General features: G+C 70.7%; 23 protein-coding genes. 17 read left to right on the top strand and 6 right to left on the bottom strand.

Annotation, left to right across the window (positions count from 1 at the left end; translation table 11 throughout):
- Nucleotides 1–99: 99 nt before the first annotated feature.
- Together IT355_08000 and IT355_08005 are read right to left on the bottom strand one after the other, a co-directional pair.
- Nucleotides 100–1,473 (bottom strand): APC family permease, encoded by a 1,374-nt coding sequence (locus tag IT355_08000; protein MCC7053198.1) that lies wholly within the window; start codon nucleotides 1,471–1,473, stop codon nucleotides 100–102.
- A 117-nt stretch (nucleotides 1,474–1,590) separates the two neighbouring features.
- Complete coding sequence (locus tag IT355_08005; GenBank protein MCC7053199.1) at nucleotides 1,591–2,208, bottom strand: PEP-CTERM sorting domain-containing protein; 618 nt, start codon at nucleotides 2,206–2,208, stop codon at nucleotides 1,591–1,593.
- Nucleotides 2,209–2,452: 244 nt separating this feature from the next.
- Here IT355_08005 and IT355_08010 point away from each other — a divergent pair, with 244 nt between their 5' ends.
- The 3 genes from IT355_08010 (at nucleotide 2,453) to IT355_08020 (ending at nucleotide 6,064) form a co-directional block, all read left to right on the top strand.
- The gene (locus IT355_08010; protein ID MCC7053200.1) at nucleotides 2,453–3,439 is read left to right on the top strand and encodes a hypothetical protein; all 987 of its coding nucleotides are present in this window, start codon (nucleotides 2,453–2,455) and stop codon (nucleotides 3,437–3,439) included.
- Between the two features lie 100 nt (nucleotides 3,440–3,539).
- A complete protein-coding gene (locus tag IT355_08015; protein MCC7053201.1) occupies nucleotides 3,540–5,261 on the top strand; it encodes a M36 family metallopeptidase in 1,722 nt (573 codons plus the stop codon).
- Between the two features lie 56 nt (nucleotides 5,262–5,317).
- Nucleotides 5,318–6,064, top strand: a complete 747-nt coding sequence (locus IT355_08020) for a hypothetical protein (GenBank protein ID MCC7053202.1) — start codon at nucleotides 5,318–5,320, stop codon at nucleotides 6,062–6,064.
- Between the two features lie 162 nt (nucleotides 6,065–6,226).
- Here the strand turns inward: IT355_08020 and IT355_08025 are convergent, their stop codons facing one another.
- A complete protein-coding gene (locus tag IT355_08025; GenBank protein MCC7053203.1) occupies nucleotides 6,227–7,153 on the bottom strand; it encodes a branched-chain amino acid transaminase in 927 nt (308 codons plus the stop codon).
- Between the two features lie 181 nt (nucleotides 7,154–7,334).
- Between IT355_08025 and IT355_08030 the strand changes: the two genes are divergently transcribed.
- Nucleotides 7,335–8,465, top strand: coding sequence for a hypothetical protein (locus IT355_08030; GenBank protein ID MCC7053204.1), 1,131 nt, complete (start codon nucleotides 7,335–7,337; stop codon nucleotides 8,463–8,465).
- Between the two features lie 96 nt (nucleotides 8,466–8,561).
- On the opposite strand, the gene IT355_08035 is transcribed toward IT355_08030, so the two are convergent.
- Nucleotides 8,562–11,279, bottom strand: coding sequence for an HAD-IC family P-type ATPase (locus IT355_08035; protein MCC7053205.1), 2,718 nt, complete (start codon nucleotides 11,277–11,279; stop codon nucleotides 8,562–8,564).
- 420 nt (nucleotides 11,280–11,699) lie between these two features.
- On the opposite strand from IT355_08035, the gene IT355_08040 reads away from it, so the two are divergent.
- The 4 genes from IT355_08040 (at nucleotide 11,700) to IT355_08055 (ending at nucleotide 14,614) form a co-directional block, all read left to right on the top strand.
- Nucleotides 11,700–12,191, top strand: coding sequence for a GNAT family N-acetyltransferase (locus IT355_08040; protein MCC7053206.1), 492 nt, complete (start codon nucleotides 11,700–11,702; stop codon nucleotides 12,189–12,191).
- A 61-nt stretch (nucleotides 12,192–12,252) separates the two neighbouring features.
- On the top strand, nucleotides 12,253–12,786 hold the full coding sequence (locus IT355_08045; GenBank protein MCC7053207.1) for a DUF1801 domain-containing protein: 534 nt from the start codon (nucleotides 12,253–12,255) through the stop codon (nucleotides 12,784–12,786).
- 36 nt (nucleotides 12,787–12,822) lie between these two features.
- Nucleotides 12,823–14,289: an L-2,4-diaminobutyrate decarboxylase gene (locus IT355_08050; GenBank protein ID MCC7053208.1), complete on the top strand. Its 1,467-nt coding sequence runs from the start codon at nucleotides 12,823–12,825 to the stop codon at nucleotides 14,287–14,289.
- The gene (locus IT355_08055) at nucleotides 14,282–14,614 is read left to right on the top strand and encodes an EamA family transporter (GenBank protein MCC7053209.1); all 333 of its coding nucleotides are present in this window, start codon (nucleotides 14,282–14,284) and stop codon (nucleotides 14,612–14,614) included. The genes IT355_08050 and IT355_08055 overlap by 8 nt, the downstream gene beginning before the upstream one ends.
- A 33-nt stretch (nucleotides 14,615–14,647) precedes the next feature.
- On the opposite strand, the gene IT355_08060 is transcribed toward IT355_08055, so the two are convergent.
- A complete protein-coding gene (locus tag IT355_08060) occupies nucleotides 14,648–15,751 on the bottom strand; it encodes a S9 family peptidase (GenBank protein MCC7053210.1) in 1,104 nt (367 codons plus the stop codon).
- 125 nt (nucleotides 15,752–15,876) lie between these two features.
- Here IT355_08060 and IT355_08065 point away from each other — a divergent pair, with 125 nt between their 5' ends.
- From IT355_08065 to IT355_08085, 5 genes are all read left to right on the top strand, one after another.
- Nucleotides 15,877–16,443 (top strand): CZB domain-containing protein, encoded by a 567-nt coding sequence (locus IT355_08065; protein MCC7053211.1) that lies wholly within the window; start codon nucleotides 15,877–15,879, stop codon nucleotides 16,441–16,443.
- Nucleotides 16,444–16,688: 245 nt separating this feature from the next.
- On the top strand, nucleotides 16,689–17,138 hold the full coding sequence (locus IT355_08070) for a hypothetical protein (protein MCC7053212.1): 450 nt from the start codon (nucleotides 16,689–16,691) through the stop codon (nucleotides 17,136–17,138).
- Between the two features lie 197 nt (nucleotides 17,139–17,335).
- Entirely contained in the window at nucleotides 17,336–17,686 is a 351-nt protein-coding gene (locus IT355_08075) for a hypothetical protein (protein ID MCC7053213.1), read from the top strand.
- Between the two features lie 238 nt (nucleotides 17,687–17,924).
- On the top strand, nucleotides 17,925–18,377 hold the full coding sequence (locus IT355_08080; GenBank protein MCC7053214.1) for a phage tail protein: 453 nt from the start codon (nucleotides 17,925–17,927) through the stop codon (nucleotides 18,375–18,377).
- Between the two features lie 72 nt (nucleotides 18,378–18,449).
- On the top strand, nucleotides 18,450–18,836 hold the full coding sequence (locus IT355_08085) for a RidA family protein (protein MCC7053215.1): 387 nt from the start codon (nucleotides 18,450–18,452) through the stop codon (nucleotides 18,834–18,836).
- A gap of 127 nt (nucleotides 18,837–18,963) precedes the next feature.
- On the opposite strand, the gene IT355_08090 is transcribed toward IT355_08085, so the two are convergent.
- Nucleotides 18,964–19,473: a hypothetical protein gene (locus tag IT355_08090; protein ID MCC7053216.1), complete on the bottom strand. Its 510-nt coding sequence runs from the start codon at nucleotides 19,471–19,473 to the stop codon at nucleotides 18,964–18,966.
- 407 nt (nucleotides 19,474–19,880) lie between these two features.
- Here IT355_08090 and IT355_08095 point away from each other — a divergent pair, with 407 nt between their 5' ends.
- The 4 genes from IT355_08095 (at nucleotide 19,881) to IT355_08110 (ending at nucleotide 23,570) form a co-directional block, all read left to right on the top strand.
- A complete protein-coding gene (locus tag IT355_08095) occupies nucleotides 19,881–20,843 on the top strand; it encodes a ketopantoate reductase family protein (protein ID MCC7053217.1) in 963 nt (320 codons plus the stop codon).
- A gap of 521 nt (nucleotides 20,844–21,364) precedes the next feature.
- Nucleotides 21,365–22,213 carry a methyltransferase domain-containing protein gene (locus IT355_08100; GenBank protein ID MCC7053218.1) on the top strand — a complete coding sequence of 283 codons (849 nt, stop codon included), beginning with the start codon at nucleotides 21,365–21,367 and terminating at the stop codon, nucleotides 22,211–22,213.
- 119 nt (nucleotides 22,214–22,332) lie between these two features.
- Nucleotides 22,333–22,719 carry a nuclear transport factor 2 family protein gene (locus IT355_08105; protein ID MCC7053219.1) on the top strand — a complete coding sequence of 129 codons (387 nt, stop codon included), beginning with the start codon at nucleotides 22,333–22,335 and terminating at the stop codon, nucleotides 22,717–22,719.
- Between the two features lie 194 nt (nucleotides 22,720–22,913).
- A complete protein-coding gene (locus IT355_08110) occupies nucleotides 22,914–23,570 on the top strand; it encodes a hypothetical protein (protein ID MCC7053220.1) in 657 nt (218 codons plus the stop codon).
- Nucleotides 23,571–23,589: the final 19 nt, after the last annotated feature.

Below are 23,589 nucleotides of genomic sequence, written 5' to 3' on the forward strand. Positions count from 1 at the left end.
AGGTCCACCGCGGCACGCACGAGTGTGACCTGTCGACGCCGGAGCCGGGTGCGGTGGTCACGACAGCCGGTGATCGCCGCGCGGTGGCGAAGGGGGTGGTCACCCCCTGCTGTCACGCCGTGTCAGCACCATCGCCACCACGCCGAGCACCAGCCACGCGGCGCCCACCACCAGCGCCAGCCGGCTCGCCTCCACCAGCACCCAGATCGTGATGCCGGCGCCGGCAATGGGAACCACCCAGTGCCACACGCGGGCCACTGCCCGCTGCCGCGCCACGTAGTAGCCCACCACCGAGGCGTGGAGCAGCGTGAACGCCACCAGCGCGCCCACGTCCACGATCGACACGAGCACCGACAACCCGTCGTCGCGCCGCGCCGCCCAGACGGCCACCACCAGCGTGAGCGTGGCCGCGGCACCCAGCGCCACGGTCGGCACCCCGCGCTCCGCATCCACGCCGGCCAGCACCGTCGGCAACCGGCCATCGCGCGCCATGCCGAAGAGCAGCCGCGCCGCCGCAGCCTGGCCGGTCATGGCCGAGAACGCGGGACCGATCGCCTTGGTGATCGCGAGGACCGTCGCCAGCCAGGCGCCGATCGCGCCGCGCGTTGCATCGTAGAACGCGGTACCCTGCGCCCCGGGACGCGCCGCGAGCTGGGACGGTGTCACGGTGCTCAGCAACGCCGCGAGGTACGACTGCACGATGAACGCCGCCCCGGCCACCACCAGGCAGAACACGATCGCCGTCCCCACCTGCCGCGCATCGCCGGCATTCTCCTCCGCGAACGACGCGATCGCATCGAAGCCCAGGTAGGAGAGCACCGCCACCGAGATCGCGCCGGCCACCGGCCCGATGGGCGTCACGGCGCCGGCCGCGGCCGAGCCCATTCCCGTGAGCGGCGAGAGCCACGGGCGCGCTGGCCCGTCCTGCAGCAGCACCGTCAGCGCACTGACCACGAAGATGCCCAGCACCACGATCTCGCCCACCAGCACCACACGCCCCGCCCGCGCCGCCACGCCGACACCACGCAGGTTCAGCAGCGTGGTGATGGCGAACGCCACCACCGTGAAGATCCACGCCGGCACACCGGGCACGAGGGCATGCAGCGCGATCCCGGAGAACAGGTATGCCACTGCCGGGATCAGCAGGTAGTCCAGCATGATCATCCAGCCGGCGATGAACCCGGCGCCGGCGCCCAGTCCCTGCGTGGCGTAGGCGAACACCGAGCCGGCGTGCGGCACCACGCGCGACATCTGCGCATACGACCACGCCGTGCACGCCATCGCGAGCGTCGCCAGCACGTACACCAGCGCCACCGCCCCATCGGCCTGCGCATCGAGCACACCGAACACCCCCACCGGAGCCAGCGGGCCGATGAAGAGCAGGCCGAAGACCACCAGGTCGCGCAGCGTGAGGCTGCGCCGGAGCGTCGGCTGCGATGCGGCCTGCGGTGCGGCCTGCGGTGGCGTGGGCATTCGCACACGGTAATCGGGCCGCACCCACGCCGCAGCCGGCACTGGCGGAAACACGACCGGCCGCCACGCGTGTTGCGCAGCGGCCGGTGCGGCGTGGTGCCGGGCGGGGTGGCGAAGCTACGGGAGCGGCACGTCCGCTGGTGTGCGACGGCGGCGCACGCGGCAGAGTGCCACCAGCCCGACCAGCAGCAGCGCGTTCGTCGCCGGTTCCGGCACGACAGCCGACGACACCGTGTTGGTGAACGAGAAGCTCAGGTCATTGTACCCGCTGTCACCCTCCGGCGTGTTCTCGAGGTCCTCGAACGACACCAGCGTCGTGCCCGGCGCATACTCGTTCTGCACCCGCGCATGGCACTTGCCGTCGGCGTTCCGCGACGAGGGACCGCTGAAGTAGTTGTTCCCCGTGTTGGTGACCTCGAGCCGGAAGATCAGCTCCGTGCCGCTGGCGAACGAGCCGAGCGTCACCTGGCTGTTCACGGCCGACGTCTGGTTGTTGAAGATGAACAGGTCGTTCGTCTTGTCCCCGTCGTCACCGGGCGTGCCACCAGCCGTGAGCATCAGGAACAGGTTGTTGCTGAACGTGGCCGAGTTGCCGAGGTACGTTGCCACGACGGGAGCCGAGCCGCCGGCGATCACCAGGCGGCACTCGGTGCCGACGGGTGCGATCGGAAAGGCGAGAACAGGCTGCACGCCAAGCACGAGGCTGCTGGCGAGCAGGAGTGCAGTACGACGCATGCGGGACCTCCAGGGGTGGGAGAGGGTCGACACGACTACACATAGGCGCACAGTGCCCACTTCTGCAATCGCCAGCCTCGGCGCACCATGTCGGCGTCGCGCACCTGCACGCGCCGCTGTCCTCCGGCCTCAGCCGTTGAGCGCGTCGTCGGCAGCGAGCACATCGGGGGTGCAGCCGGTGTGGTACAATGGCCTCGTGTCGCGGCGTACGCGGCCAGCGCATCCGCCCAGCTCCCCCGGATCAATGCCCGCCTTCCTCCGCCCGCCCTACCTGCTGCTCTCCGCCGTCGGGACCGCCCTCGTCGCGTGGCTGGTGCCGATCAACGACGGGCCGGTGGGGAGCGCGCTGGTCCTGCTCGTCGTCTGGCTCGTGCTCGCCTACGGACTCTGGGCGCTGCGCGACCTCGCCTCACTGCGCCGCGACATGACGGCCGGCCGCACCGCGACGCCAGTGCGTGCTCCGCTGCCGGTGCCGACGCCACCGGCCGAGACGGTGCACGACGCGCCGCCGAACGAGCCGGTGGAACGCGTGACCGGCGCCGAGCATCTGTTCGGCGAGCCGGAGCGGCGCGATGTCCGCGACATCGTGGCGCTGTTCGCGGCCACCGGGGTGTTCGCCCCCGCTGCGCCACGGCCGGAGCATCTCCACGAGGCAGCGGCAGACATGGGGGCTCCGGTCACGCAGGGCCTCGTGCTCACCGCGTTGCACGAGGCGGCGTACTATCATGCGGGCTTCGACGCCGCGTCGTGCATGCAGAACCTCGCGTTCCACCAAAGTCACGCCGAGCAGGTCGCCGACGCGCTGCGATCCCAGATCGCCGACATCGCGCGGCTCTCACGCGGTGCGCTCGATGTGCGGGAGATCTCGATCGACCTGCGGCTCGCCGATGGCCCGGGCCCGCACCCCGATTGCACGGTGACGATGCGCGTGAACGGCACGCCGCTCACCGTGATCTGGGAGCCCGACGCGAAGTACCTCTCCACGCACCTGCACGTGGCGCTGGCCATCGTCATGCGCCGCACCGGGAGCCCGCTGCGCCTGGCGTGGCTGTGGACCGACCAGGGCGCGTGGCTCTCGGCGCTGTCCGAACCTGCCCTCGCGGCACTGAACGACACGCCCGTCGGCTTGCGCAGTGGACACGAGTTCTGGGACTGGATCGACGACGCCGAGCCGATCTCGGCCGGGGAGTGGCGCGCGACGGACCCGGAGGGTCGCCCGGCGCGCGATTGACAGACGGAGGCGGCCGCGTCGATTTCACCCGCGGCCGGTCGGCGCCGGCCACGGCCCGACCCGCCGATCCCTGACGCCACCGCACCTGGAGGCCGCCCGCATGCGCACGCTCGAGAAGCGGATCGACCGGCTGAACATCGACGAGGAACGCGACCGGCTCGAGGCCAGCGAGCGGTTCCGGGTCACGGGCATCCGCTCAATCCGCGGCGTTCCCGACGAGTGCCTCATGCGCTACGTCGCGCGACGCGCACCAAGGCCGCGACCGGTGCTCGCGCTACGCGGTGTGCGGGGGGTGAAGGGCCTGGTCGAGATGAGCCGCAGCCGCGCCGTCGCACGTCGCGTGTTCGACCTCACCACGCCGCCGTCATCCGGCACGCCGCGCGCGATCGCCACCGCGTTCATCACGCGGCTCGCACACGTCCTTGGCATCCACCCGCAGCTGGCGGGCCTGAAGTACGAACGCACCAAGACCACCATCCTCGGCTCGCACGTGCTGTTCCAGCAATACGTGGGGCTGACGCAGATCTCCGGTGCCTGGCTGCGCGTGGACATCGCGCCCGACGGCCGCGTGTTCAACGTGCAGAACGACACCACGCCGCACCAGGTGATGCAGGCGCGGGTCACGGCGATGCCGCTGACGGCGGCCCGCGCCACGCGTTCACGGCTGCCGGGCGACGAAGGTGCGGTGCTGTCGCACGCGCGCGTGACGGCGCTCGCCCGCGCGGCCGTGCGCCGCGAGCCCGGCGCGCGCACCACCGTGACGGAACCGGAACTCACCTACCGCATCGTCACCGGCACGCCGCAACTGGCGTGGAAGGTCGTGGTGGACGTGAGCAGGCCGCGGCAGCAGTGGAAGCTCTATCTCGACGCCTTCACCGGCGCGGTGCTCTGGAAGCGCAGTGTGCTCAAGCATCGTGCGCGCGCCGGGCGCGTGTTCGACCCGAACCCCGTCGCCGCGCTCGACGACATCACGCTGCGCGCCGCGCGCCGCGTGCTCCCCGACGCCGCCTATCGCACGGTCACCCTGCCCGACGTGTCGCGCAGCGGCCTGCTCGACGGCCCGTTCGTGACCACCCGCCCCACGCCACGGCGTGTCCGGCGCCGGCGCGGGAGCTTCGACTTCCGTCGCGGCGAGCGCGGCTTCGGCGAGGTGATGGTCTACTACCACATCGACCGCCTCCAGCGGCACCTGCAGTCGCTGGGGTTCACGGGGCTCCTCGATTTCCCCTTCCCGGTGAACGTCACCGCCAGCCGCGAGGACAACTCGTACTACGACCCGGATGCCAGGTCGGTGGCGCTCGGCACGGGCGGCGTGGACGACGCCGAGGATGCCGAGACCGTGATCCACGAGTACGGGCACGCGCTGCAGGATGCGCAGATCCCGGGGTTCGGCGAGTCGGTGGAAGCCGGCGCGATGGGCGAGGGGTTCGGCGACTTCCTCGCCGCGAGCACATATGCCGACCGGAAGTCGGCGCGCCTCCGTGCCACCCTCAGCGGGTGGGACTGCATCGAGTGTGAGCCCCAGGGAGGCGTGCCCTGCCTGCGCCGCCTCGACAGCCGGAAGCGCTTCCCGCGCGACTTCGTGGGCGAGGTGCACGACGACGGCGAGATCTGGAGCGCCTGCCTCTGGCAGCTGCGCATCGCCCTCGGGCGGGAGGCGGCCGAGCGGCTGGTGGTCGCGCACCACTACCTCCTCAATCGCTGGGCATCGTTCGAGGATGCGGCGCACGCGCTGCTCACCACCGACCGGCAGCTCTGTGCCGGCCGGAACGCGGTCCTGATCCGCGGGATCTTCGGCGTCCGGGGCGTCCTGCGGCGGTGACCTGCGGCGCGGGCGCGTCGTCACAGGCGGATACCACCTTCCCCGGTCCCCAGGCGATGAAGCCCAGCAAGCCGTTCGTCCGCGTACTCGCCCTCACGGCCGTCGGCGCCGCGGTGGTGCTCCTCACCCCGCAGGCCCCGCGCGCGGCCGCTGCACATGCGGCCGCCACGCAGGACGGCATGCCGCTCTCCACGAAGCTCACGCCGGAGATGATCGACTACTTCGGGCTGGGCGTGGCATTCGAGCGGCCGTCGGTTGCCGCGCTGGTGGCCTGCCACGACACGCCGGCCTGCGGCGCCAGCGACAGCTCGACGGTGCGGTTCACCGATGCCTCGGGGGCCGAGGTCCGCGTCTACGACGGCATGCCGGCGTCGACCATCGAGCAGGTGCGGCGCGTGCAGGCCTCACCCGCCGACGGCGTGACCGAGACGCGCATCCTCGTGCGCCATTTCTCGAAGGATGCGCAGGGACGGCTCGTGATGAGCGGCACCGACTCGATCGTGAAGGTGGCGGCGGCCGGCGCCGGCCGCGCCGCGGCATCGACGGTGACGCGCGTCAACCGCTACACCGACGTGCGCTACCTCGTGAACGATCCCCGCTTCCCGTGGCCGATCACGGGGCTGGTGGTGCTCGAGCTCTCGGACGTGGCGGGCATGACCCAGCGCCCGGCAGTGCACACGGCCAGCCACGCCGCGGTGAGCTTCGACGGCACGGCGGTGGCGCAGGTGCTCACCACCGGCGCGCTCTCGCACCGCGCGAACCTGCAGGACAAGCGGCTCGAGACGGTGGTCCCGGACCGCTAGCTAGTGGCGTGCAATCGAAGTTCGGATAGCACGAAGCCGGATGGAGCGCCTGGATGGCCAGGCGAAAACCGCAGCAATACCAGCGGTATTGCGAGGATTTTCAACGCCGCCAGCCGGGATGCCCCGACCGGCGACTGCTTCCGGAACTTCGATTACACGCCACTAGTACACCGGCACCAGCCAGGCGCGGTACCGCTCCACCTTGCCGGCCACGATGTCGAAGAACAGTGCACGCAGGCGCTGCGTGACGTCGCCCATCACACCCCCCGCCACGGCGCGGTGCTCGATGCGCGTGATGGCGGCGATCTGCACCCCGGTGCCGCACATGAAGCACTCGTCGGCGATGTAGACCTCGCTGCGGTCGATGCTGCGCTCCACCACCTCCACGCCGAGTTCCTCGCGCAGGAGCTGGATCACCGACCGGCGCACGATCCCCTCGAGCACGTTCGACGTCACGGGCGGCGTGATCGCGACCCCGTCGCGCACGATGAAGAAGTTGGCCGAGCTCATCTCCGAGACGTGGCCATCGTCGTTGAGCACCAGCGCCTCGTCGTAGCCGGCCAGGCGCACGTCGGTGCTGCTGAGTGCCGAGTTGACGTAGGCGCCGGCGATCTTGCCGCGCGCCGGGATGGCATTGTCGTCCACGCGGCGCCACGCCGAGAAGGCCACGTGGGCGCCGGCCTCATTGGCGATGTAGCGGCCGAACGGCAGGCTGAAGATCGTCACCGCCGAGGCCATGTCGTTCAGCCTCAGGTGGATCGACAGCTCCGAGAGGTAGGCCAGCGGCCGGATGTAGCAGTTCTCGCGGAACCCCTCCGCCCGCAGGAGCTCGGCCGTGATCCCCGTGAGCTCCTCGGCCGACTGCGGCAGCGCCATGCGCAGCATGCCCGCCGACTGCAGGAAGCGCCGGTAGTGGTCCAGCGGCCGGAAGATGTAGAGCTGTCCCTCGTCCTCGTTCCAGTAGCCGCGCAGGCCGCCGAACACCGCCGTCCCGTAGTGGAGGCCGTGGGTCATCACGCTGACCGTGGCCTCGCCGATGGGGACGATGCGGTTGTCGAAGTAGGCGAAGCGGGTGGCGGGCGGGGTCATGGCGTGGTCGGGGATCGGCTGGTGCGGTGCGGCGCGGGGATGGGGGAAAGGTAGGGCCTTGCCGGCGCCGCCGGCCCGGCCGCGGCGGCCGATGAGAGGAAACCGGCGCCCGCTGCGCGTGAGGGGAGAGCGGCCCACCCGCCGGCCCTTCTCACCCGTCTCCCTCAGCCGCGGAGCTGCGATGTCCACCCGACTCCTGGTCCTCGTCACCGCCGCCCTGCTCACCCTCGCGGGCTGTGGCGATGGCGCGCCGACCGATCCCGCCACGCCGCGCGTGACGATGAAGATCGCCCCCGACTCGACGACCCTGAGCCGCAGCCAGCGCAAGGTGTTCAGGGCGAGCGCGGTGAGCGGCAGCGTGCCGGCTGGCGGCCGGCTCGTCTGGGCGGTGCTCGGCAGCGGCACGCTCTCGGGGGCCGCCGGCGACAGCGTGACCTACGTCGCGCCGGCGGCGGATGGCGTGGATACCCTCACCGTGCAGGTGCTCGATGCCAGCAGCACCCCCGTGGGCGGCGGGGCGACGCCCGTGCGGACGGCAAGCGGCACCGCGCTGGCCGTCGCGATCAGTCCCGTCTCTCCGCATGTGGAGTCCCAGACGGGGGCGGGCACCCAGTTGCTCGTCGTGACCCCCACCACCGGCACGATCCCGGTCGGGGGCAGCTATCGGTGGACGATCACCGGTGCCGGTGCCACGACGGGCCTCTTCAGCGGCAGCAGCGCCACCACCGCGACCACGACCGTCAACAACGCCACGTACGTCTCGCCGGCCGGTGCGACCACCGACACCGTGCGGGTCGAGGTGCGGAACGCGTCGGGTGCCGTCGTGGCGATGGCCTCCACACCAGTGCTCGTGTTCCCCGGCCTGGTGTGGGCCAACACCGGCGCCAACACGCTCTGGGCCCAGAACAACTACGGCAACGGGGCCTACACGTCGCCTGGGGGAGGGCTCGGTCGCGTGGACCTGAATGCCGGCACCGGCGCCGAGCAGGTGAGCTGCGTGTACCAGAACCTGTTCCCCGTCCGGCTCTCGACCTTCCTGCAGTTCAACGTCACCCTCTACGCCCCGCGCAACGTCCGCGTGAAGGCGGGTGACGTGTTCGTGCAGGGCGCGACGCCGGCCACCACGCCGGGCGCGCTGTCCATGCCTCAGGTCTCCGGTGTCAACTCGATCACGCTCACCGTGAGCTCCGTGCTGACGCAGAGCGACGGCGCCGACTTCCTCACGTTCAGCTTCACCACCGCCGGCAACGCCGCGGGCTACACCGGGACGATGAGCGGCACGGGGCAGTGTGTGGTGCGGTATCCGTTCTAGTGGCGTGTCATCGAAGTTCGGATGGCACACAGCTGGATGGGGCGCCTGGTTGGCCAGGCGAAAACCGCAGCAATACCGGCGGTATTGCGAGGATTTTCAACGCCGCCAGGGCACCGCGCTGCGACGGCGCCCCACCGCCTTCACCAGCTCGATCACGATCACCGGCGCGGCGGAGCAGGCCGCGACCAGGCCCCAGTCCGCCCACGTCAGCGAGACGGTGTCCAGCACCCCGCGCAGGAAGGGCACCTCCACCGCCGCCAGTTGCAGCGCCGCGCTGCCCAGCACCGCACCCCAGAGCCAGCGGTTGCCCAGGAAGCCGGCGCCGATGATCGACGCGGTGCGCGACCGCGCACTGAAGGTGTGCACGATCTGCACCATCGAGAGCGTCATGAACGCGACCGTCACGGCATGGGCCAGCTCCGTGCCGCTGCGCCCGTGCCAGCGCATCCCGACCGCGAACGCGACCAGCGTGCTCGCGGCCAGGAGCATCCCCTGCCACGCGATCAGCCACGCGAAGCCGCGCGTGAGCAGCGCCTCGCCCGGGTCGCGCGGTGGCTGCTGCATCACGCCCGGCGCCGCCGGCTCCATCGCCAGCGACAGCGCCGGGAACAGGTCCGTCACCATGTTCAGCCAGAGGATCTGCAGCACCCCGATCGGCAGCGGCCAGCCGAGCATGATCGCGGCGAACACCGTGAGGATCTCGGCGAAATTGCAGGCGAACAGGTAGTGGATGAAGCGCAGGATGTTGGAGACGATCACGCGCCCCTGTTCCACCGCCGCGACGATGGTGGCGAAGTGGTCGTCGGTGATGACGATGTCCGCCGCATCCTTCGCCACGTCGGTGCCGCGGATGCCCATCGCGATGCCCACGTCGGCCGCCTTGAGTGCGGGCGCGTCGTTCACGCCGTCACCGGTCATCGCCACCACCGCCCCCTCGCGCTGCAGCGCCGCGACGATCTGCAGCTTGTGCTCCGGCGTCACCCGCGCGAACACCGCCGCGTCGGCCACCACCCGCTCCCAGCCGGACGCATCCAGGCCGGCCAGCTCGCGCGCGTGCACCACCCGCAGCGTCCGCCCGTCGGCCGCGTGGTCGATGCCGAGCTGCCGCGCGATCTCGGCAGCGGTCACGAGCTGGTCGCCGGTGATCATCACCACCCGGATGCCGGCGCGACGGCAGACGGCCACCGTCTCGGTCACCCCGTCGCTGAGCGGGTCCATCATCCCCACCAGGCCCACGAACGTCAGGTCGTGCGCCAACGTCTCCACCGGCGCGTCGTCGCCGGCGTCCAGTTCGCGGCATGCCAGCGCCAGCACGCGCAGCGCCTGGCCGGCGAGCACGTTGTTGCGATCGACCCAGGCTGCCCGCGCGTCATCGGTGAGCGGGGACCGGCCCTCCGCAGTCAACTCCCACCCGCTCGCGGCGAGGATCGACGACGGGGCCCCCTTCGCGAACACCACCCGCGATCCGTCGGCCCGCTGGTGCACCGTGTGCATCCGCTTCGTGGCGCTGTCGAACGGACTCTCCGCCGTGCGCACCCACGCCGCCTGCAGCGCCGCCCGCGAGAGCCCCGCCTTCTCGGCCAGCACCACCAGCGCGACCTCCGTGGGGTCACCGAGCACCGTGACGGCGTCACCGGTGCGCTGCACGGTGGCGTCGCCGCAGAGTGCGCCGATGCGGAGGGCGATCGCGAGCGGATCACCGGCAGTGGCGCCGGCGAGGACGGTCGCCTCGTGGCCGGCGTCGTGCAGCACCCCGTCGCGCGCGTAACCCTGGCCCGTGACCTCGATGCGGCGCGGGCCGGCCAGCAGCACGCGCACCGTCATCTCGTTCTGCGTGAGTGTTCCCGTCTTGTCGGTGCAGATGACCGTGGTGGCGCCGAGGGCCTCGACCGCCGGCAGCCGCCGCACCAGCGCCTTCATCCGCGCCATGCGCTGCATGCCGACGGCCAGCGTCATGGTCGTCACCGCCAGCAGCCCTTCCGGCACCGCCGCGATGGCCAGCGACACCCCCACCTCCAGCATGCGCAGCAGGTCGTTGCCACGCAGCCAGCCGGCCACCACGATCACCGCGCAGAGCACCAGGACCAGCACCAGCATCGCGCGGCTGAGCTCCGCCAGCTTCGCTTCGAGCGGTGTGGCGCGATCCGCGACATCGGCGATCAGCCTGCCCACGTGTCCCAGCTCCGTGTCGGCGCCGGTGGCCGTGACCTCGGCCGACCCGCGTCCCGCCATCACCGTCGTCCCCATGTGCACCATCCCCGTGCGGTCGCCGAGGGCGGCACCCGCGTCGGGTTCCGGCGCATGCACCTTGAGCACCGCCACCGACTCACCGGTGAGCGACGACTCGTCCACGTGCAGGCCCGTGGCGTGCAGCACGCGCGCATCGGCCGGCACGCGATCGCCGGCATGCAGCAGCACCACGTCACCCGGCACCAGCTCGCTGGCCGGCACCTGGCGTTCGTGGCCATCGCGGCGCACCCGCGCCACCGGCACCTCGTGGCTGCGCAGCGAATCGAGCGCACGCCCCGCCTTCCACTCGGTGCCGAAGCCGATCAGTGCGTTGAGCAGGATCACGACCAGGATCGCGATCCCCTCGCTCAGGTCGCCCATGGCGAAGGCGATCCCGCTGGCCACCAGGAGCAGCAGCACGATCAGGCTGCGGAACTGGTGGGCGAGGATCGCGAGCGATGAGCGCTGGCGGGCCGGCGGCAGGGTGTTCGGGCCGTGCGACTGCAGCAGCTCGGCCGCCTTCGCGGCGGTGAGTCCCTTGCCTGCGCTGTCCGGCGCCGCTGGCATGCGGGTTCGTGCGGTCATCGTCTCCCGTGTTGCGTGCAGTGTACCCCTGCATCACCACGGGACGAACTCGAGCGCGTGCGATTGCGGCAAGCGCATCCGCGGGGGCGACGCACGCCGTGCGCCACCCCCGCGTTCGATGCTGCACTGCCGCGTCGCAGCACAGCATCGGACCTGCCGCCGGTGTCCCAGCCACACACCCACGACCGGCGGCCATTCACTTCGGTCCAGCGATACCGGCCGGGACGTCCGGCCGGGTCCAGCGGGAGGGTCCGGCAACCCCGCGCGGGGTCGTCCGGGCGGGACGGCAGCCCGGTATGCTGCCTCCCCACACACTAAAGCGAGAAACGCGGCGGAAACGGCTCATGACCCGTCAGAGCGCCGGTCCCCCGCCCGACGGGGTGCCCGGGCGGGCGGCCTCCGGCCTACTGTTGAGGGACCATGAGCGTCCGAATCGAGACCGTCCCCGAACACGGCGGCGCGCCCCTGCTGGCGGTCGCCCGTGCGCTCGTCGCCGAGTACGCGGCGCTGCCGCACACCGTCGGGCGCTGGTCGAACGCCGCGGCCGACATCGCGGCGCTCCCCCAGCCGTTCGTGGCACCGCGTGGCGCATTGCTGGTGGCGCTGGACGACGGTGGTGCCCTGGGGTGCGGTGCCCTGCGTCACTTCGAGCCCGGCATCGTGGAGATCAAGCGGATGTACGTGCGCCCCGCCGCCCGCGGCCGCGGCGTGGGCGAGGCGCTGCTCCGGGCGCTGCTGCACCGGGCGGCGCACCTGGGCTACGATCGTGTGCGGCTGGACACCGCCCCCGAGCTGCTGGCCGCGCGCGCGTTGTACGGGCGGCTTGGCTTCGAGCCCATTCCGCACTACCAGCCGGGCCTCCTGCCCGACACGTTGTGTTTCGAGCGGGTGCTCGGCGCCCGCGAGACGTGAGGCCGGCCCGCAACCGGATGTGGGTCGCCAGGCTTTCCACCGGACAACGGAGACAGGCACCGTGACACCGTCCACGCCCCCCGGCACCCCGTCCGCCTCGGACCTCATCACGAAGCGCATCGCCGACCTCGGCGACTGGCGCGGTGAGACCCTGCGCCGCATGCGCACACTGATCCACGACGCCGACCCCGGGGTCGTGGAGGAGTGGAAGTGGATGGGCACCCCCGTCTTCTCGCATCACGGCATCCTCTGCACCGGCGAGACCTACAAGTCCGTGGTGAAGCTCACCTTCCACAAGGGTGCGTCGCTCGCCGATCCGGCGCGGCTCTTCAACGCCAGCCTGGAAGGCAACGCGCGCCGCGCGATCGACATCCGGGAGGGCGAGGTCGTCGACGCGGTGGCGTTCACGGCGCTGGTGCGGGCGGCGATCGCGCTGAATGCCGGCGGGAAGACGACGACGGTGAAGAAGGTGGCGATGAAGAAGGCGGCAGTGAAGAAAGCGGCGGTGAAGCAGGCGGCGGTGAAGCAGGCGGCGGTGAAGAAAGCGGCGGTGAAGAGGGGCTCTGCCGCACGCAGGCCGCCCGCGGCGTCGTAGCCCCAGTTCCTGCCCAGGCCCAGGCGCACGCATCACGTGGACTTCCTCTCGAACGACCCGGCCAGTCACGACGCCTGGGCGCGCGCCATCGACGCGGCCACCGCCCTGTTCCGGCGTGCACGTCCCCGTGCGCCCTACAGTGGTGCGAGCCCCGCGACCATCGCAGCGCAGCTGCCCGCCGATCCCTGCCCCGAGCAGGGGATGCCGCTCGACCAGGCCGTGGCCGGCATGGACGCCATCGTGCGGCATTCGATCATCGTCGGCCTGCCCGGCACCGCGGCTCACCTGCACTGCCCGCCACTGATTCCGGCGCTGGCGGCCGAGGTGGTGCTGTCGGTGCTGAACCAGTCGATGGACTCGTTCGACCAGGCGCCGGCAGCGACGATGGTCGAGGAGCAGCTGTGCGCCTGGCTCTGTGCCCGTGCGGGGCTGCCGGCGGGCGCCGGCGGCACCTTCACGTCCGGGGGTACGCAGTCCAACGCCATGGGCCTCTGGCTGGCGCGTGATGCGCACCTCGCCGCGCGCGGCTGGCCGGTGCGAGCGCGCGGATTGCCGCCGGATGCGGGGCGGCTGGTGATGCTCTGCTCGGAGGTCGCGCACTTCACGGTGGACAAGTCGGCCATGCAGCTTGGACTCGGCACCGACAGTGTCGTGAAGGTGCCCGTGGATGATGGCTTCGCGATGCATCCCGCGGCGCTGCGCGAGGTGCTGGCGGCGCTGCGGCGCGACGGGCGCATCCCATTCGTGCTCTGCGCCACGGCGGGCACCACCGACCATGGTGCGATCGATCCGCTGCCGGCGCTGGCCGATGCCGCGCAGGCGTGTGGCGCGTGGCTGCACGTGGACGCCGCGTACGGGGGAGCCCTGCTCTTCTCCGACACGCGCCGGCATGCGCTGGCCGGCATCGAGCGGGCCGATTCCATCGGCCTCGACTTCCACAAGCTGCTCTGGCAGCCCGTGAGCTGCGGGGTGTTCCTGCTGCGTGATGCCGCACAGTACGCGCACATCACAACGCATGCCGACTACCTGAACCCCGTGTCGCACCTCGAGCAGGGGGTGCCAGACCTCGTGAACCGCTCGCTCGCCACCACGCGCCGGTTCGACGCGCTGAAGGTATGGTTGACGTTCCAGGCACTCGGTCGCCGGCGGCTGGGCGGCATGATCGATGCCACCTGTGACCTGGCGGGCGCGGTCGCGCGGGCGGTGGCGGCGCGTCCGGCGCTTGAGCTGGTGCATGCCCCCGTGCACCTCACCAGCGTGTTGTTCCGGTATCGTGCGGACGACCGTGTGGCAGACGCGCTGAACCAGGCCATCCGTGACACCCTGCTGGCCGACGGCACGGCGGTGATCGGCACGACACGCGTGTCGGGTCGTGCCACGCTCAAGCTCACCCTCCTGCACCCCGAGGCCTCCGTGTCCGACCTGCATGCCGTGCTGGACCTGGTGGTTGCGCGCGGTGATGCGCTGGTGGCGGCGGCGCACGGGGCGTCGTCGCGTGGATAGCGCTGCCCTGCGTCCGCTGCTGCTGCTGGGTGCCGCAGCGGTGTGTTACGCCTTGGGCGGGGTGGCGATGCAGCAGTCCGCCGGGCTCACGCTGTGGCGACCGGGTGCGCTGGTGTTCGTGGCCTTCATTGCCGGCGCCGGCCTGCAGGCGCTCGGCATGGCAGGCGGTAAGATGAGCGTGGCGTACGTGATCGTGCTCGGGCTGGAAGCCGTGCTGGCGGTCGCGCTGGGGGTGGTGCTGCTGGGCGAGCGGGTGAACGCGCCACAGTTGTTTGGGACGGTGTTGGTGGTGGCGGGGATCGTGGTGCTCAAGGCCGGTGAGTGACGCCCTTGCGGAGGCCCCGCACACGACGGGCCGCTAGCGAGACGGCATGGTGCGCGCGAAGAAGGCCCAGACGCGGTTCCACGAGTCCACCTGTTCCGGCGAATCCTCTCGCAGCAGCGTCACGCGGTTCACGCGGCGGCTGAAGGTGTGGCCGACGCTGGCCGGCCCCGGCGTGGGATTCACGTAGACCTTCGTCTCGGCCAGGTGCGGCTTCCGGGCGACGAGCGCGTCGACGAGTGGACGGGCCTCCTCGAAGTTCACGTCCTCGTCGTTCGTGGCCACGTGCACGAGCAGCGGGCGGCGGAGGCTGTCCACCCAGTAGTACGGTGAGCGCCGCACGTACTCGGCGCGGTTCTCGAAGGGCAGGCCGCGCAGTCCCGCCTGGGTGGCGAAGGAGCGCTGGTAGGACGGGCCCTTGAAGGAGAGCCGGAACAGCAGGTTCGTGACGGGCACGATCGCGGCGCCCGACCGGAACGGCACCTCGCGGGCGTGCCGCATCATGAGCAGTGCGGTGATGTAGCCACCATGGCTCCACCCCATCACGCCGATGCGTGTGGTGTCCACGTTCGCGTTCGCGCGCAGCACCTGCACGCTGGCAAGGACGTCGTCCACTTCCGTGCCGCCGTAGTCGATGCGTTCGTGGAACGCCTTCCCATACCCCGTGCTGCCGCGGTAATCCGGGGCGATGATCACGTAGCCGCGCCGGACCGCCTCGATGATGAACGGCAGGTAGTTCTGGTCCCAGTTCCCGTGCACGCCGCCGTGCACCCAGACCAGGGCCGGCCGGGTGCGCGGGCCGCGCGCGGTGAGCGGCTCGAACAGCGAGGCCGGGATCTCGAGGCCATCCACGGGGCTGGTGTACGTCACCTTGGAGAACTTCATCACCCCCGCACTCCGGGCGGCGAAGATGCTGTCGGTGGCCGCCTTGGCGGCGATCGCGCGCGCGTAGTTGGCTACGGGGTGATCGGCGGGGTCGTTGCTCACGTAGAGTGCGGCGGCGCGTGCCGAATCCACCGCAGCGCGCGGGCGCGGGCGGGCGCGCTCGTCCTGCCCCGGCAGCAGGCCCGCCATCGTGCACTGCAGGAGCGCTGCCCGGAGGAGCACGATCTGGACACGGGGGGCGAGGGGGACGCGCATGAAGGGACCGGTGGGATGGTGCTGGAGGAACCGCGCGCGGGCGTCGGGCGGACGGTGGATACCGACGCCAGGCCTCACCTGCTGCTCTATGCGCGGCGCATCGTCTCCGTTGAGAGCTGGCGGGGGTGGATCGATCGCGCATCCGATCACGCAGCGCCGGCGCGCTCGCGTGCCTCTCCTGCCTGGCACGACGTCCGGGAGCTGCCTGGCGGCTCAAGCCCGATCCGCTTCCGTCCGACATTCAATCGAATATCCGTCTGGAGCGCGGTCCGGAAACCCGGACGCGCGCTCCGCACGGCCCATCCGAACACCCTGGAGAGCAAAGCATGGATTTGGAACAGGCCATTCAGGCGCACGCACAGTGGCGCATGAAGCTTCGCACCGCCATTGCGCGGCGCGAGCCGATGGACGTCGCGACGATCGGCAAGGACAACGCCTGCGAGCTGGGCAAGTGGCTGCACACCGGCGCACGGGCCGCCTGCGGCAACTGCGACGGCTTTGCACACCTCGTCGCGACGCATGCGCGGTTCCACACGGAAGCCGCGAAGGTCGCGACGCTGATCAACGCCCAGCGCTTCGACGAGGCAGAGCGTCAGATCGGCGCGGACTCCGCCTTCGTGCGGGCGTCGAAGGAGGTCGGCGTCGCGATCGTGCGGGTGAAGCAGTCTGCGGGCAGGACGGCGGGGGTCTGACCCTCGCGCGGGTCCGGCCGTGGCGGGCGACCAGGCTCGGGTTTGACACCCGCCGGGCCGTCCGCTGGCGGCCGCAGGGTGCCGAGCCCGATTCCGCAACGACCGATGACTCGCGTCGCATTGCCGCTCGTGGCACTTGCCGGGCTGACCGGCCTCCCCGCAGCCCGACGGTCGCGTGGGACGCCGTGACGCATCTTCCAGTACTCACGCTGAGACCAACCCACGCACCACGCCCGCGAGGTCACATGCGCAACACCGTCCGTGCCCTGGCCCTCGCGCTGTGCGCCGCGTCCTGCGGCGAGGCAACCACAGGCCCGTTCTACGCGACGAAGGCCGCCCCGCCGGCAGGCCTGCCCGTTGCCCTGCAGATCTTGCCGCCGCCGAGTGACGCTGCAGACACCCTGGCCATTGCCGCGTCGGGTGATTCGGTGAGCGCCTCCGCCCTGCTCGGCACGAGTGGCTGCATGGACTACAGCGTGGTGGCGGGCCAGGTCAAGGGAACGCTCGTCATCACGGTGATCGAGATTCCCTCCAATCGCCTCTGCCTGCTGGTCGAGACTCCGGCGACGGTGCGCGCCGTGGTGCGCCTGCTCCCCAGGGGCGAGTACCGTGTCGAGTATCGCCGGAGGATCGCTCCGCCGCAGCAGGCGACGGTCGAAAGGGTCCTCGGTCGCCGGTCCGTGCGACTGCCCTAGTGGCGTGCGGGCTGGCGGAGGGCCGGCGTGTGCTGCAGTCTCACGGTGCCGCAGCCGGCATCCTCGCCTGCGTCACCCGGCGCCGGTTGCTGCGCACAGCAGGGCCGGAGCGTGGTGAGCAGTATATCGTGCCGGTGGCCGCGGTGCAGCATGCACCTCGATTCTCTGAAGTCCCTTCATTCGTTCGGAGGAGAGGGATGAGCAAGCGCGCAGATGTCATTGGCGTAGTCTGTGCACTCGTCGCGCTCGCAGGCACGCTGCTCGCGACCGGTCCGCTGCGTGGCTGGTTGGTACTCGCGCCGTGTGTCATGATGGGCGTCATCCTGCTCGCGTCCCGCGCGACACCTGATCGCCGCGTGACCACGCTCATGGGATTGTACGTGATGCTGACGGGTGTCAGCGTCGGAGTGCCGAAAGTCTGGCTGCCCGCACCGCAGTGGGTCCAGGTCGTCGTCGAGGCTTCGTTCTGGGGATCGCTTGTTTCGATGCTGGGTGCCGCATGGTTCGCACGCGCGCCATTCGGCGCCCAGCGCCCGGGCACTGGCTGACAGTTCTGGTCAGGCGGGCCCGACCAGACCGGGTCATCGGTGACACTCGGTGCACGAACATCCGAAGACCATCGAACTGCCGACTCCCGGCATCCGGAACGCCGCATCGCCCCACGACCGCCCTCGCGGTCGTGTGCACACGCATGCACCTTCCCACGGCCCGTCACGCCCCCCGCCGCCCTCCCTGTGCACGGCTCCCCGATCCGCGTCGGCGGTCACCTGCCCACCCCCGGTCCGCATGCCACACGCGCCAGACCCGCCAGCGGCCTTCGCCTTCCGTGTCTCCATCGGAACCGCACCCGACGGCGCGTCTGCGCTGTTCCACGAGGTCCGCGGCCTTGACGCCGAGATCACGACGGAAACGCTACCCCTCGGCGGTGAGACCACGTATTCGTACGCACGGCCCTCGGCGGTGAGTTCCACCCTCGTGCTCCAGCGCGGCGTGCTTGCCCTGACATCGCCGCTGCTGCGCTGGTGCACGACGACGCTCAACGCTCCACTCGGCGCACCGATCACCGCGCAGACCGTGCGCGTCTCCCTGGTCAGTGACACGGGAGCCCCGGTCTTCACGTGGGTGTTCGAGAAGGCCGTTCCGGTGGCGCTCGACGTGGGCCAGACGCAGTCGATGACGAAGGATGTGCTGGTCGAGCGAATCGAGATCACCTTCTCGCGGCGCACCCGGGAGCGCTGAGTCCACTGTCTCCACCGACCGTGCCGGGACGTTCCGCACACGGACCTGCCAACCCATCGCCCCGTTGTCGCCATGAGCCATCGCCCCATCCACGCCCCGAACCTCCCCAAGCCCGTCGGCCCGTACTCACCCGGCATGGGCTTCGAACGCCTCGTCTTCGTCTCCGGCCAGGGCGCGACGGATCCCGCCACCGGCGCGCTGGCCGGCAGCGATGCCGCCACCCAGACCGCGCAATGCCTCAGGAACGTCGAGACGATCCTCACGGCGGCCGGCACCGACCTGCAGCACGTGTTGCGCTGCGGCGTGTTCCTGCTCGACATGGCGGAGTTCCCGGCCATGAACGCGGTCTATGAACGGATGTTCGGCGACCATCGCCCGGCACGCACGACGATCCAGGCGGCAGGCCTGCCTGGGGTGGGGCTGCGGGTGGAAATCGACTGCATCGCCTACGTCCCCTGACGTCACCCGGCGGGCGACAGCGTCGGAGCGGTCCGCGCCGACGGTGGCCCGGCTCGTGTGATTCCGCCTGGCGCGGGCAAATGAAGCGGCGGCGCTGCTGTCGCCGGAGCCGACCGCGTGCACCCGATCACCGGTCAGGCGCCGCCGGCCCCGTCACCCGCGCGATCGCCTCCAGGCTCGCCTGCAACGCCCTGATCGACGCCTGCGTCCGCTCGTCCGACGGCGCCGTCAGGTGACGCACCAGCCGCACCCGATGCCGGCGCCGCAGCCACCCGGACGGCGCGTCGATCACGATCGTACAGCAGAACCGCTCCTGGAAGTGGAGCCGCACCGAGTTGGCGTCCACGGGCCAGTGCGCATGGAGCAGGTACGTTGCGTATGGCGCGCCGAGTGACGTGCGCGCGACCACGCGGTGTGCGGTGTCGAGCAGCAGGAAGTCGTAGGACTCCTCGAACGGGCAGTCCCACGAGTTGATCAGCAACACGTGGTCGCCCCAGCGGTACTGCCCCTCGATCACGAAGCCCGGCACCCTGCACCCCGTCGGCACGCCGTCGCACAGCAGCGGCGTCTCCAGCGGCCAGTCGGCATAGGGGCCGTCGTGCGTGGCCAGGGTGTACCGGGTGATCGGAGTCAGCATGGCGTGACGCTGGAGGGCGGGACGGCCGCGCCGGATCATACACCGCCCGCGACCGACGGTCGCCATACCGGCACGCTGATCCCCGCGCGCTCGCGAGCGCGCGGGGGGTCCGCCGCCGCACGAGGCCGCAGTCATTCGAAGGGCACCAGGGTTCATGGGTGGCGCCATCATGGGCTGCCGGCGGCGGCGGCTCGGAGCGGTGCTCACGAACGAGCCGTCAGGAATCGTACCTCGGTGGAGCGCACCGGCTACCGTTCGTGGACGCGTGGACGGTGGCGTTCACGCGACGCATCTGTCACGTGACTCCGGTGACGCAGCAGGCGCGACCGCAGACTGTTCCGTGAGCGCGCCCCGGGGGAGACCGCGGGCCAGCGCCACTGTACGTCGAACCATCCGAGGGAGCACCCATGAGGAGGATTCTCGTTCTTGGCGCTGGAGTCCTCGGCAGTCTCTACGCGGCGCGACTGAGGCAATCCGGACGGGACGTGACGCTGCTCGCCCGGAACACGCGACTGGCGGACATCAAGAAGTACGGCATCGTGCTCGAGCACGCGCTCAGCGGCATGCGGGAGGTCGTGACGGTGCCAGTCATCGAACGGTTGCACGAGACCGATGGCTACGACCTGATCGTGGTCCTGGTACGGAAGAACCAGGTGGCGTCGGTGTTGCCCATGCTCGCATCACACACCGCCACGCCGAGCATTCTCTTCATGGTCAACAACCCGTCCGGCTATGCCGACTGGGAGAAGGCCGTCGGATCCGATCGGCTTGTGCTGGGTTTCGCGGGGGCTGGTGGAACGCGGGTCGGCCATGTCGTGCGCTATGTGGTGGTCTCCCGCCTCCTCCAGCCGACGACCTTTGGTGAACTCGATGGCTCGACCTCTCCCCGACTGAGGGAACTCATGCAGGTGTTTCGCGAGGCGGGATTCCCGACGTCGTCGACCTCCAGCATGGATGCCTGGCAGAAGACGCATGTCGGGTGGGTCAGTCCACTCGCGAACGCACTCTACATGGTCAACTGCGACAACCATGTGCTGGCACGCAGCCCGCACGTCGTGCGGCTGGCGGTACGGGCTGTACGTGAAGGTTTCAGTGTGCTGCGCACGCTGGGGCTCTCGGTCACTCCGGCCAGGCTGCGACTGTGGGAATGGATACCAATGGGCGTGCTCGTTCGGACCCTGATGCTCTGGGCTGACACGAACCACTTCAGGGTCGTTGCGGTGGAACACACGGCGGCCGCAATCGACGAGATGCGCCAGCTCGCAGACGAGTTCCGCGCCCTCACCGTGGCGGCATCGATCGCGACTCCCGCGATCGATGAACTGCGGTCATTCATCCCTCGAGCGGGACAGATCGACGCCAGCGCCTGACGACGTTGCAGTGGATCGCAGTGCGCCGCCGCGGCGCCGCGGCCGGTCCGCGGCGTATTCCGTTCACCCGGCGGCCCTCGACTCGTGATCCCGTCCCTCAGTCTTGCCCGTGCCCGTGGTGGTCGTCATCAACGCGGAGGAGCCAGGTCACCGGACCTCACCACGTGGCCCGCTTCGCCCGTTCGTCACGGGTCGTGGATATGGGTGAGTCACCATCACATTTCGTGTGAAGCGCCCGCCGCGTGATTCAGGCGCTCGCTCCCGTTCGCGATTGCCGGCCAGCTCGGAGGTACGCCTGTGCTGCGCTGGGGTGGGGTTGACGAGGCGAAGCAGCGCGCCGGTCGGTACTATAGTATCGAGAGGATTCCGCGCGACGCCGCGCTTCGTGAACGGGGATGGCCGCGCGTGTCTCGACATGATCCGGCCGCTGATCGCAGAGCCAGCGGCACCGCACTCGTGAGCCGCCTCCGCATTTCCAGAGTCCAGCGCGCGTCACGGTTCCCCTCGCCGGAGGTGTTGTCATGTCATACGACCGCGCGTCGATCGCCAGCTACTTCGACGAGTTCGGCGACCGGGAATGGACGCGACTGCAGGAAAGCCCGGCAGCGGAAGTCAAGCTGCATGTCCAGTCGCACTACCTGCGGCAATACGTCGCGACCGGCGCGCGGGTGCTGGACATCGGCGCGGGAGCCGGCCGCTTCACGCAGGTGCTCGCGTCACTCGGTGCCTCGATCGCGGTCGCGGACGTCTCGCCCGTGCAGCTCGCGCTGAACCGGACGTACGCATCCGCGTACGGGTTCGCCGCCGCCGTCACCGAGTGGACCGAGGCGGACGTGTGCGACCTGTCGCGGTATGCCGACTCCGCGTTCGACGCCGTGGTCTGCTACGGGGGGCCGCTGAGTTACGTGTTCGAGCGCCGCGACGATGCCCTCGGCGAGTTGTGCCGCGTGACGAAGCCAGGGGGATGCGTCCTCATGAGCGTGATGTCGCTGTGGGGCTCGATCCACGAGAAGTTGCCCGGCGTCTTCACGACGGACGCCACCGACAACGCGCGGATCGTGGCCACCGGCGAACTGCGCTTCGCCACGACGGAAGGCAACCGCCACCAGTGTCACCTGTTCCGGGCGGACGAGTTCCGCGCGCTGCTCGGTGCCACCGGCTGGGAGCTGCTCGCGATCTCCGCATCCAATTGCCTGTCCACGGTGTGGGGTGCGCCGCTCGAAACAATTCGCGCCGACGCACGCCGGTGGGACGAGCTGCTTGCGATGGAGGTCGAGGCGACCCGGCAGGCTGGCTGCCTCGATGCGGGTTCGCATATACTTGCCGTCATCCGACGTCCGCTCGCGACAGGTGAGCCGCCGCGAACGTAGGCACCTGGCCACGCCGGATGCCGCCGCGACCGCGGCCCGTGCGGTGTGGACCGACGCGCGCGCAGCCGAAGGGGCTGCCGTGGAACCATGGTCCGTTCGTTCGAATCCGGGAGGGCGCAATGATGGGTGAAGCCGAGCAGCGGGACCTGATCGCCCGGTTCGTCGCGGCGTACAACCGCTTCGACGTGAACGGCATGCTCGCCCTCGTTGCCGACGACGTGCGCTTCGAGAACCTGTCCGCAGGCGTGGTGACGGCGTCCGCGTCCGGGGCGGCCGAGTTCCGGGCGCTGGCCGAGCAGGCCACGGCGCTGTTCCGGGAGCGTGAGCAGCGGGTGACGGGAGTGGTGTTCCGTGACGGTGTGGCGGTGGCTGCCATCGCGTACCGCGGGGTGCTGGCCGTGGACGTGCCTGGTGGGCCGCCGGCCGGCACGGTGCTGGAACTGACCGGCGAGTCGGAGTTCGGGTTCACTGGTGCGCGGATCGGCCGGCTCACCGACCGCAGCTGAATGTCACGCGCCGCGACGCCGCAATCAGCCGCCGGGCGCGGAGTGGTGCTGACGGACGTGCCGGCAGCCATCGCGTCTCCATGCAGCGCTCCTCGGGTTGCCGTCCATGGGCGAGTGGACCGGTGGGGGGCTCGCGGCTCACCTGCCGGTGCCCCTGCGGCCACTCATTCCACACGACCGGCGACGAGGAGCACATGAGCGAGACGGGATGGCGCGAGTTTCTGGCTGCGGACGGTGTGGACGATTGGGCCGTGTTGCATGGCGGGGCGACAGCGACCTTTCGGGTCCCGTCGCTTCGCGACGCGGTGCGGGTGGCCGATGCGATCTCGAACGCAGCCGGCGTTGCGGGCGCCGGCATCCTCCTCACGCTCGCGGACGAACGCGTCACCATCCGGTTGACGCGTGACCTGTGGGCGCTGGAGTCCAGCCACATCGCGCTGGCTCGCGCGGTGTCGTCAGCCGCGCGGGCACAGGGCGCCGTGCCCGATCGTGCCGCCATCCAGGAGGTGCAGCTCGCCATCGCCGCCAAGCCATCCACCATCGACGTCGGCTTCTGGCGCGCGGTGCTCGGCTATGCCCCGATGTCGGAGGACAACGCGGTCGACCCGCTCGGGCACGGGTCAACGGTCTGGATGCAGGCGCTGGACGAGAGCCGGCCGTTGCGACACGCGATGCATGTGGACGTGTCGGTGGCGCGTGAGCACATCGGCACGCGACTGGCCGCAGCCGTCGCCGCCGGCGGTCGCATCGTCGACGAGTCGCACGCACCGCAGCACTGGACTCTCTCCGACACGGCGGGGAACCGCGTCTGCCTCTGCGCATGGCCGGACGGGGCGACCAAGGCACCATGATCGACGCGCCGGGGCGGTG

The organism is Gemmatimonadaceae bacterium (assembly GCA_020851035.1).
GTDB lineage: Bacteria > Gemmatimonadota > Gemmatimonadetes > Gemmatimonadales > Gemmatimonadaceae > JACMLX01.

What these genes read in the sequence shown, in the direction of transcription:
- IT355_08000 (MCC7053198.1), bottom strand. Translation starts at nt 1,473, where the DNA reads ATGCCCACGCCACCGCAGGCCGCACCGCAGGCCGCATCGCAGCCGACG.
- IT355_08005 (MCC7053199.1), bottom strand. Translation starts at nt 2,208, where the DNA reads ATGCGTCGTACTGCACTCCTGCTCGCCAGCAGCCTCGTGCTTGGCGTG.
- IT355_08010 (MCC7053200.1), top strand. Translation starts at nt 2,453, where the DNA reads ATGCCCGCCTTCCTCCGCCCGCCCTACCTGCTGCTCTCCGCCGTCGGG.
- IT355_08015 (MCC7053201.1), top strand. Translation starts at nt 3,540, where the DNA reads ATGCGCACGCTCGAGAAGCGGATCGACCGGCTGAACATCGACGAGGAA.
- IT355_08020 (MCC7053202.1), top strand. Translation starts at nt 5,318, where the DNA reads ATGAAGCCCAGCAAGCCGTTCGTCCGCGTACTCGCCCTCACGGCCGTC.
- IT355_08025 (MCC7053203.1), bottom strand. Translation starts at nt 7,153, where the DNA reads ATGACCCCGCCCGCCACCCGCTTCGCCTACTTCGACAACCGCATCGTC.
- IT355_08030 (MCC7053204.1), top strand. Translation starts at nt 7,335, where the DNA reads ATGTCCACCCGACTCCTGGTCCTCGTCACCGCCGCCCTGCTCACCCTC.
- IT355_08035 (MCC7053205.1), bottom strand. Translation starts at nt 11,279, where the DNA reads ATGACCGCACGAACCCGCATGCCAGCGGCGCCGGACAGCGCAGGCAAG.
- IT355_08040 (MCC7053206.1), top strand. Translation starts at nt 11,700, where the DNA reads ATGAGCGTCCGAATCGAGACCGTCCCCGAACACGGCGGCGCGCCCCTG.
- IT355_08060 (MCC7053210.1), bottom strand. Translation starts at nt 15,751, where the DNA reads ATGCGCGTCCCCCTCGCCCCCCGTGTCCAGATCGTGCTCCTCCGGGCA.
- IT355_08070 (MCC7053212.1), top strand. Translation starts at nt 16,689, where the DNA reads ATGCGCAACACCGTCCGTGCCCTGGCCCTCGCGCTGTGCGCCGCGTCC.
- IT355_08075 (MCC7053213.1), top strand. Translation starts at nt 17,336, where the DNA reads ATGAGCAAGCGCGCAGATGTCATTGGCGTAGTCTGTGCACTCGTCGCG.
- IT355_08080 (MCC7053214.1), top strand. Translation starts at nt 17,925, where the DNA reads ATGCCACACGCGCCAGACCCGCCAGCGGCCTTCGCCTTCCGTGTCTCC.
- IT355_08085 (MCC7053215.1), top strand. Translation starts at nt 18,450, where the DNA reads ATGAGCCATCGCCCCATCCACGCCCCGAACCTCCCCAAGCCCGTCGGC.
- IT355_08090 (MCC7053216.1), bottom strand. Translation starts at nt 19,473, where the DNA reads ATGCTGACTCCGATCACCCGGTACACCCTGGCCACGCACGACGGCCCC.
- IT355_08095 (MCC7053217.1), top strand. Translation starts at nt 19,881, where the DNA reads ATGAGGAGGATTCTCGTTCTTGGCGCTGGAGTCCTCGGCAGTCTCTAC.
- IT355_08100 (MCC7053218.1), top strand. Translation starts at nt 21,365, where the DNA reads ATGTCATACGACCGCGCGTCGATCGCCAGCTACTTCGACGAGTTCGGC.
- IT355_08105 (MCC7053219.1), top strand. Translation starts at nt 22,333, where the DNA reads ATGATGGGTGAAGCCGAGCAGCGGGACCTGATCGCCCGGTTCGTCGCG.
- IT355_08110 (MCC7053220.1), top strand. Translation starts at nt 22,914, where the DNA reads ATGAGCGAGACGGGATGGCGCGAGTTTCTGGCTGCGGACGGTGTGGAC.